The 8,154-nt window shown below is 68.2% G+C and carries 7 protein-coding genes; 3 read left to right on the top strand and 4 right to left on the bottom strand.

The window, feature by feature from the left end:
- Positions 1 to 300 precede the first annotated feature (300 nt).
- On the bottom strand, positions 301 to 957 hold the full coding sequence (locus SAHL_RS16440; protein ID WP_221178010.1) for a hypothetical protein: 657 nt from the start codon (positions 955 to 957) through the stop codon (positions 301 to 303).
- A gap of 261 nt (positions 958 to 1,218) precedes the next feature.
- Positions 1,219 to 1,653, bottom strand: coding sequence for a GFA family protein (locus SAHL_RS16435; protein WP_123592500.1), 435 nt, complete (start codon positions 1,651 to 1,653; stop codon positions 1,219 to 1,221).
- Between the two features lie 191 nt (positions 1,654 to 1,844).
- Here SAHL_RS16435 and SAHL_RS16430 point away from each other — a divergent pair, with 191 nt between their 5' ends.
- A complete protein-coding gene (locus SAHL_RS16430) occupies positions 1,845 to 2,864 on the top strand; it encodes a GlxA family transcriptional regulator (RefSeq protein ID WP_123592501.1) in 1,020 nt (339 codons plus the stop codon).
- Positions 2,865 to 2,992: 128 nt separating this feature from the next.
- On the opposite strand, the gene SAHL_RS16425 is transcribed toward SAHL_RS16430, so the two are convergent.
- Positions 2,993 to 4,948: a winged helix-turn-helix domain-containing protein gene (locus SAHL_RS16425; RefSeq protein ID WP_123592499.1), complete on the bottom strand. Its 1,956-nt coding sequence runs from the start codon at positions 4,946 to 4,948 to the stop codon at positions 2,993 to 2,995.
- Positions 4,949 to 5,152: 204 nt separating this feature from the next.
- Between SAHL_RS16425 and SAHL_RS16420 the strand changes: the two genes are divergently transcribed.
- Positions 5,153 to 5,758 (top strand): DUF1326 domain-containing protein, encoded by a 606-nt coding sequence (locus SAHL_RS16420; RefSeq protein WP_123592498.1) that lies wholly within the window; start codon positions 5,153 to 5,155, stop codon positions 5,756 to 5,758.
- 14 nt (positions 5,759 to 5,772) lie between these two features.
- Positions 5,773 to 6,546 (top strand): DUF2182 domain-containing protein, encoded by a 774-nt coding sequence (locus tag SAHL_RS16415; protein ID WP_123592497.1) that lies wholly within the window; start codon positions 5,773 to 5,775, stop codon positions 6,544 to 6,546.
- A 244-nt stretch (positions 6,547 to 6,790) separates the two neighbouring features.
- Here SAHL_RS16415 and SAHL_RS16410 read toward each other — a convergent pair whose 3' ends face one another.
- A complete protein-coding gene (locus SAHL_RS16410; protein ID WP_123592496.1) occupies positions 6,791 to 7,882 on the bottom strand; it encodes an NAD(P)H-dependent flavin oxidoreductase in 1,092 nt (363 codons plus the stop codon).
- Positions 7,883 to 8,154 lie beyond the last annotated feature (272 nt).

The following is an 8,154-nucleotide window of genomic DNA, read 5'->3' as shown; positions in this document are numbered from 1 at the left end:
GGCATAACACTCCTTTTGCCGGCCCATGATGAGCCTTCTTTGAAGTGTCCGCATTAACGGGTGAGAACCCCGAACCAGCTACCCTGCGTCAACGGCGGCAAATGACCCCTAACGCGCCCACGCCCACGCCCACGCCCACGACATCTTACGTTGCAGGGCGTCTCACGACACGGCCGGAAGATTTGAACTACCTGCCCTGAATCCGCCACGAGACACTGCATGGCCCCGACGGGGCCATGCAGTTACTGCCACCAGGCACGGCTCGACGCGCACAACTCCGAGGCGTGCCGGGCAATCCGGTCAATCCACGACCGGGCGCTGGGCGGGACGCTCCGCCACCGGCCACATGATGTGGGCATAGGGCGAATCCGGCCACATGACGTACGGGCCGTCGGCGTTCGGCGTGGTGGGCAGGCCCTTGAGCGATGCGGGATCGGGCACGATGACCATCACGTGCGGCCCTTCCACCACCCACTGGTTGTCTGCCGTGGGCGTCCGGGCCTGGGGATCGATGTTGCTGGCACCGCCGTCGGGCGAATCTCCCGCCAGCATGTAGGAGGTGCCGATGGCCGAAGTGGGCGGCGCCGGTTCGCCGTTCATGAACGCATCCATCCACGCCATGAACTGTTCGTCGTGGCACATGGGCCCGCCGAAGCCGGGCGGCGCCGGCAGGCAGGTGTACTCGCCGCTGCCCTGGCGTAGCACGTTGCCCTCCAGGTCGATGACCGTGGCCGTCTCCGCCACCTGGGGCGGGGCTGCGCTGAGCGCCTCCCTGATCAGGGCGTCTTCGCTCTTGCCGCCGGCGCCTGACGCCGGGGTCGTGAGGAAAAGGCCGACGAGGGCCGCGGTGACGGCCAGCGGCGGCAGGGCCCGTCCGAGGCCCCGGCGCTCGCCGGACCGGACCGCCGGCCCCGGATTGCGAACACCCTTGGGAATATGTCCTCGCGATACGTTCATGGCTGCTCTCCTTATCAGTCGATATGAGACGCCCGGAATCGATCCGGCGCACTGCCATTTGTATCGCCCGGAACATGCCCCGGAGTGATAAGAGGATGAGAAATTCGTGAGGATTCGCGCTGGCGATCCCTGGCGGTCGGTGGAACAACAGCGCCGCGCCGAAACCGGCACGGCACCGGGCCCGCTGATGCGCCCCCGGAGCGCAGGGTTGGTCACGCTGAGGGACGAAACCTGCGTCCCGAAATCACTGGCAGTCAGTCCCTATTCCGCAAGCTCGACCCCGGAACCGCCCAACGCCGCTGGCACGTCCTTGAGTTTCGTCACGCCGTCATCTATGGCAAGCACATGCTCCTGGTAATGAACGTGCACATCCGGGCGAAACGAAAGGTCTGGGAGGACCGCGGCATAGACATCAATCAACGCCATGGGCGGATGCTCGGTGAACAGGTGACCGCCGCAGATTCTGCACCAACTCCGATAACTCTGCGCAGTCCCGTTGTACGTTCCGATATTCTCATGTCCCTTTTCGACGGTGACCGCTTCCGGCTTCCAGAGCGTAAAAGCGTTGACAGGTCCCGCCGACCAGAGTCGGCACGATTCGCAGTGGCAATACCCCATCGCTTCGGGCTCACCCCTCACTGAGAGTGCCACCGCACCGCAGAAACATGTTCCCGTGTACGCCGTATGCTCGCTCATTGGTGACCTCCTGCAGCCGTTTCTCGTCAGAATACACGGGGCCAGTGGTCCGCATCGGGCTTCCTTGGGGAAACGCTGAACAATCCGCGTGAGCCTCTGACCGTAGAGAGCATTATCCAGCGCCGCTTCAATGGCAGAGAAGTGGCAAAAAAGACATGATAAGGGGGCGGTCGCGCCATGCGGGGGAAGCCATGATCAATGTCACAGTTGTCCTGGTCGAAGGCGGCATGCCGTCGACAGCGGTCGCCCCCGTCGAGATCTTCGACAGTGCGGGCCGGCTGTGGAACCAGATGCGCGGGAAGTCACCGCAGCCGTACTTCCGGGTTCGAACGGCCTCTCAGGATGGCCGGCCGGTGCGCACTGGCGTTTGCCTGAGTCTGACCCCCAGTTGCGCGCTCCAGGAGATCGACGCCGCCGACCTCATCATCGTGTCCGCCATAGGCGCCGATATTGACACCGCCTGCCCAGCCAACCGCACTATCTACCCGTGGTTACGGCGATGGCATCAGAGCGGCTCGTTGATTGCGGGGGTCTGCGCGGGCGTGGCCCTGGTCGCCGAAGCAGGTTTGCTAGACGGCCGCCCGGCCACGACCCACTGGGGGGTCGCGGACGCATGCCGGCGTCGGTATCCGGACGTCCAGTGGCATCCGGAGCGCTTCCTGACAGAGTCGGGCAATGTGCTCTGCAGTGGCGGTGTTTATGCCTCGGTGGATCTGAGCCTGTACCTCGTGGAGAAGTTCTGTGGACACCGGGTCGCCATGGAGACTGCCCGGGCACTGCTTCTGGAGACGCCACGAACGTGGCAGTTCGGCTACGCGGCCGAACCACCCCTGTCCCTACACGAGGATAACCGAATTCTTCGGGTCCAGGAGTGGTTGCTCCGCCACTTCGACGAACCCGTCCGGGTGGACGCTCTGGCGGCCCGAGCGGCCATGACCTCACGCACCCTCACCCGCCGTTTCAAAATGGCCACCGGCGAGACGCCGATGAGCTACCTGCATCAGGTGAGAGTCAACGCGGCCAGGCACATGCTGGAGAATGACGCCCTGACCATTCAGCACGTCAGTCGCGCCGTCGGCTACGAAGACTTGGCTTTCTTCCGACGCATCTTCAAAAGGTACGCCGGTCTCTCGCCGCAGCTGTATCGCGAGCGTTTCGGCGTCGATCCGCCCGAAAGCGTAGCGATCGCAGGCCGCGCGCCGCATCGCTGAGCGGCCCTCTAGAAAGCTCCGAACTGAACACCTGGGACACCTGAAAAATACTGAACAACTCAAGCGAGTCTCTGGCCAGGCGGCGCGTTGGCAGACCAAGCACGCGGCCCAGCCCCAAGGGCGCCTCCCTAGCGCGAGCGCAACCGGTACCCCACGCCGGTTACCGTCTCCACCCGCGCCGCCTGATCGCCCATCTTCCGCCGGAGCGTGCGCACCACGGCATCCACCACATTGCTGCCACCCTGGTAGGTGGTGCCCCATACGTCCCGCAACAGCTCGGTACGGGAGACGGCTTTGTCCTGCCGGGCCAGTAGATGGTGCATGACACCGAATTCCAGCGGCGTCAGCGGCACCCGCCCGGCCTCCAGCACCAGCTCCCGCGAATCGACGTCGAGCAACTCCGGGGACCGCCGCACGCCGAGCTCCGCCGCGGCGAGCTCCGCCAGCCAGCCGTCCACCGACGCCGGCCCGAAATCGAGGACGGCACTGTGATAAGCCCGGCCGTCCAGCTCCACTGTCCGCTCCGTCAGCACCTCGAACCCCAGGCGCTGAGCCACCTGGGCGTAGGCCGCCAGGTCGTTCGCCACCAGGTACACCCGCCGCAGCTCCGGGCGCAGCTCCATGTAGGTCCGCTTGAGATCGAGCCAGACGGCGGCCTGGGCCTCGCCCGGTGAATCGCCCTCCGCCTCGCTCAGCCAGCGGCGGCAGAACAGGGCGATTTCGTTGCGCGACATCGGCTTTCTCCGCAAATGCGCATACCATTCGGCCGTCACCGGGTCATCCAGCAGCCAGGTGGGCTCCACCGCATCCGAGCGCAGCTTGCAGCACAAGCCGATCACCCGCCCTTCCGGCGCGCGCACCACGGAGAAGGACTGCGGCAGGCGCCGCCACCAGCGCAGCAGCACCTCCGCCGCTTCCGCACCTTCGCGAGCCCTGACAATGTCGGCCAGGGCCTGCTCGTCGCCCGACTGTGCCCGTTCCACCGGCAGCCGGGGCGTGCCGCTGGGAAAGAAGGCCTCGCGCACCACCGGGTTCTCGATGAGATAGAGCATGTCCGCCGTGTAGCGCCAGAGGTCACCGCTGCCGGCGGACTCGGCCTCGGCGTTCAGCTGCCGCCAGGCCGCGCGGCGATACTCGAGATGGCGGCTCGGGTCGCTGGCGTGCAGCGAGCGGGCGATGGCGTCGCGCACGGCGTCATGGATGATCAACCCATCGCTGGTCCCATCCACGAACGGCAGCCGGCGAAGCCGTTCGTAGGCGTCCTGCGGGGCGAGATCCGGGAACTGCGCCCGCAGCAGCGATACCGTGACCCGGCGTGTCACCGCGGCACCCTCCAGCACGCGGCGGGTGACGGCATCACCGACATCGGCCAGGAACATGCGGGTCAGCTCGTCCAGGGCATGCTGCAGGGGCGCGTCCTCGGGCCAGTGCCCCCGGCGCGCCTCGCCCACGGCGCCGGCGGCGAGCCTCAGGGCCAGCGGATGACCGTGGGTGGTTCGGGCGATGGGCGTGGCCTCGTCGCGGCTCACTCCCAGGCTCACCAGGAGCTCGCCGGCCTCCGATTCCGTCAGCGGCGCCACCGCTACGGACCGCAGCAGACGCCCCCAGCCCGGCGTGGCGTGCCAGGCCGCCAGCGGCCGCTGGCGGCCGAAGAACAGCACCCGGACGTTCTCCGGCAGCATGGGCAGGAAGACTTGCCGCAGCCAGGTATCCAGGAGCCCGAAGACCTCGTAGGTATCCAGAGCCAGGACAACGCTATTGCCCAGGCCGCCCAGGCGGCGGGCTAGCGCCTCGGCGTCGGGATGGCCGCTGCCGATGGCCTCGCTCAGCGCCTGGAGCAGGCCTGGCTCCGTCGGTTCCACGTTGCGGCAGTCCAGCCGGATCACCGTGGTCCCGGCCCCCCGGGCTTCCGCGGCGAAGCGTTCCAGCAGCGCCGTCTTGCCGATCCCGGCGATACCGTGGACATGCACCACCCGCGGCCCCTCCGGCGCCAGGGTCTCGCGCAGCGCTTCCAGCTCGGCGCTGCGGCCGACGAAGGCCTCCAGCGCCTGGCTGGCCAAGAGTTCCTTCATCCTCTGCGCCATGACCGTCCCTCCCTGGCGTCCATCATAGGCGCCCCGGGCCGCCCCTGCAGCCTCTCTCGGCCGTAAAGCCCTGCCCAAACCGACAATTCTCATGATTTTCTCATGCCGCCGTCACGCCCATTGGGCCTCCGGCGGCTATAACTGGATGTCAGAGCCGCACCTGTTCCGGCCAACACCAACAAAACCAAGCAGAGGAGTAAGGCCATGAGTACGGAATGGACCCTCAAGGGCGAATACCTGGAAAGCTGCGACTGCCGGGAGGCCTGTCCCTGCGTGTTCCTGGGCGCGCCCACCGAAGGCGGATGCACGGCCCTGGTCGGCTGGCACATCGCCTCTGGCCGCTACGGCGACGTGGAGCTTGACGGGCTCAACGTGGCGGTGGCCCTGAGCACCCCCGGACCCATGCCCGAAGGCAACTGGAAGGCGGTGCTGTACCTGGACGAGCGCGCCGACCAGGCCCAGCAGGAGGCCCTGGGCGCGATCTTCGGCGGCCAGGCCGGTGGGCATCCGGCGGTGCTCGCCTCGCTCATCAGCGATGTGCGCGCCGTGGAGCCGATGCCCATGCATTTCGAGATCGACCAGGGCCACCGGCACCTGAGGATCGGTCAGTCGGCGGAGGCCAACATTAGTGCCATTGACGGGCAGGGCGGCCAGGCGGCCACCATCCACAACCACCCCTTCGCGGTGGCGCCGGGCGAACCCCTGGTGGTGGCATCGTCCCGGTCGCTGCGCCACCAGGCCCACGGCATCAATCTCGACCTCAGCGGGCGGGCGGCGTCCTACTCGCCGTTCAGCTACGCAGGCCCCTGAGCGGAGACCGCCCCATGGAAGCGACAATGTCCACGATGCATGCTCGCGAGCGGGTGTTGATCGGCCTCGCCCTGGCGGTGATTACGGTGCTTGCGTGGGGCCATCTGGCCGCGGCGGGTTCGGGCAGCGGCATGGGCACAGCCATGGCCATGCCCGGATTCGCCGGCTGGGGCCTGGAGATGCTGGCCACGAGCGTGGGCATGTGGGCGGTCATGATGGTGGCCATGATGCTGCCCAGCGCCAGCCCCATGATCCTCACCTACGCCCGGGTCCGCCAGCAGCGGGCCACCCACGGCAGGGCCACGATGCCCACCTGGCTGTTCGTGGCGGGCTACCTGGCCGTCTGGATGGCGGCCGGCATGCTGCTGGCCATCACCCAGTGGGGCCTGCATCAAAGCGCGCTGCTCAGCTCCGCCATGGGCCAGGTCGGCCCGCTATTGGGTGGCGGATTGCTGATTACGGCGGGGGCATTTCAGTTCAGCGGTCTAAAGGAAGCATGCCTCGGCAAGTGCCGCACGCCCCTGAGCTTCCTGATGACCGAGTGGCGCGACGGCCCCCTCGGGGCCCTTGTCATGGGCGTCCGCCACGGCGCGTTCTGCACCGGCTGCTGCTGGGCGCTGATGCTGCTGATGTTCGTCGGCGGCGTGATGAGCCTGGTCTGGATGGCGGCGCTGGCGCTGTACTTCCTCGCGGAGAAGCTGCTGCCGCGGCCCGAGCTGGTCGGCCGTGCAACTGGGGCGGCACTGATACTCGGTGGCGTCTTTGTCGCAGCCGCCGGGCAATGGTGACACCGGCATGACCTTCGGGCCGCGACCGCCGGAAAGGCTTCCAGTGCCGCCCGGGACCTGATCCTCGCCTTGGCGGGGCGGGTGCCCTGGCGACAAACATCGAAGTCGCCGGTGCCCTGGGCGGCTGGCAGCGGCGTTCGTGTATTACAACTTCCGGCTACAGGACGGCGGATAACACCTTCGATCCGCCACGACCTACGTGCGGTTGCGGGACCTGAGATCCCGGTATCCGGGATGGCCCAGCTCAGAGCAGTGCCTGCGCCGCCTGCCACATGGCCGCCAACCGCTCGCCGGCCGGCTCCGCGGTGGCCAGGGCGGCGGACTGGCCAGCCCAGGCCTGCATCCTCTGGATGTCCCCGGTGCGAGCCGCGTCCTGTTTCATGGGCCCGGTCAGTCCGCGCTGCACCGGGTACGGCGCGGGCGGCGGGGCATCCGGCGCGGCGGCCGCCCGCACGTACTCGCTGTCCACCGCCCGGGCCAGGCGGCCGGTGAAGGCGCGGGTCAGGCGGGTGCGCTCCGGCTCCAGGCCGTCGAGCGCATCGGCCCAGGCCGACGGCACGGCGGACTCGGCGCAGCGCAGGAAACCGGTGCCGACAGACACGGCGCTGGCGCCGAAGGCCAGCGCCGCCGCCACGCCCCGGCCGTCGGCGATGCCGCCGGCGGCTATCACGGGAACGTCCAGGTGGTCGGCCAGCCGGGGCACCAGCGAGACCAGCCCCACGCTCTGGTCCGCCGCGGTGTCCGGATCGAAGGCGCCACGGTGGCCGCCGGCCTCGAACCCCTGGGCAACGATGGCGTCGGCGCCGGCCGCCTCGGCCCGGCGTGCCTCGGCCAGGGTCGTGGCGGTGGCGAACCAGCGGATGCCCGCATCCTTGAGGCGCTCGACGAACCACTCCGGAAACAGCCCCATGATGGACGAGACCACCGGCGGCCCGACCTCAACAAATGCTTTGCACTGGGCATCGAAATCCGGCGTGCCGACCTCCCCCGCATCCGCGGACACCGGCGGCCCCCAGGCCTCCAGGAACCGCCGCAGCCGGGCCTCGGCCCCGGCGTCACGCGCCGGCGCCCGGTCGGGGATCCACAGGTTCAGCTGGAACGGCCGGCGGCTGGCGGCGCGGAATTCATCCACCCAGTCGTGAATATCGCTCGGTGACATCATCAGCGCCCCGCAGGCACCCATGCCGCCGGCATTGGCCACCGCCGCGGACAGCGCGGGAGGACAGGCGCCGGCCATGGGCGCCAGGAGGATGGGGGCCTGAAGGTCGTAATCGGTGCAGAAGCGCGCCGCGCGATCCAGGGGGCGCTCTCCGCCGGCAGGCACACGTTCAGCCATGGTCGTCCTCCCGCTTGAGGAAAACTGCCTCTGAAGTATACAACCACCCGGGAGTATGCTGGAGCCCATGCGCCCGCTCCGCCGGCAGGACCGTGATACCGGCACGCCGGCTCGCGCGCCGACACACGCGGGGTAAGTTCAGCCCACCGAATCCGCGTGGGCTCTCGCCCGCCCTTGTACGGTCACTCGGGCTAACCCTCCACCGACCATCCCCCGCTATTGAGTAGCACGTCGATCTGGAGTCCAATCACCCAAAGCCTGGAGATTGGACA

Source organism: Salinisphaera orenii subsp. halophila YIM 95161, assembly GCF_003732545.1.
Lineage (GTDB): Bacteria > Pseudomonadota > Gammaproteobacteria > Nevskiales > Salinisphaeraceae > Salinisphaera > Salinisphaera orenii_A.
Note: the sequence above shows the minus strand (reverse complement) of the source record. Positions and strands in the feature narration are given on the sequence as shown.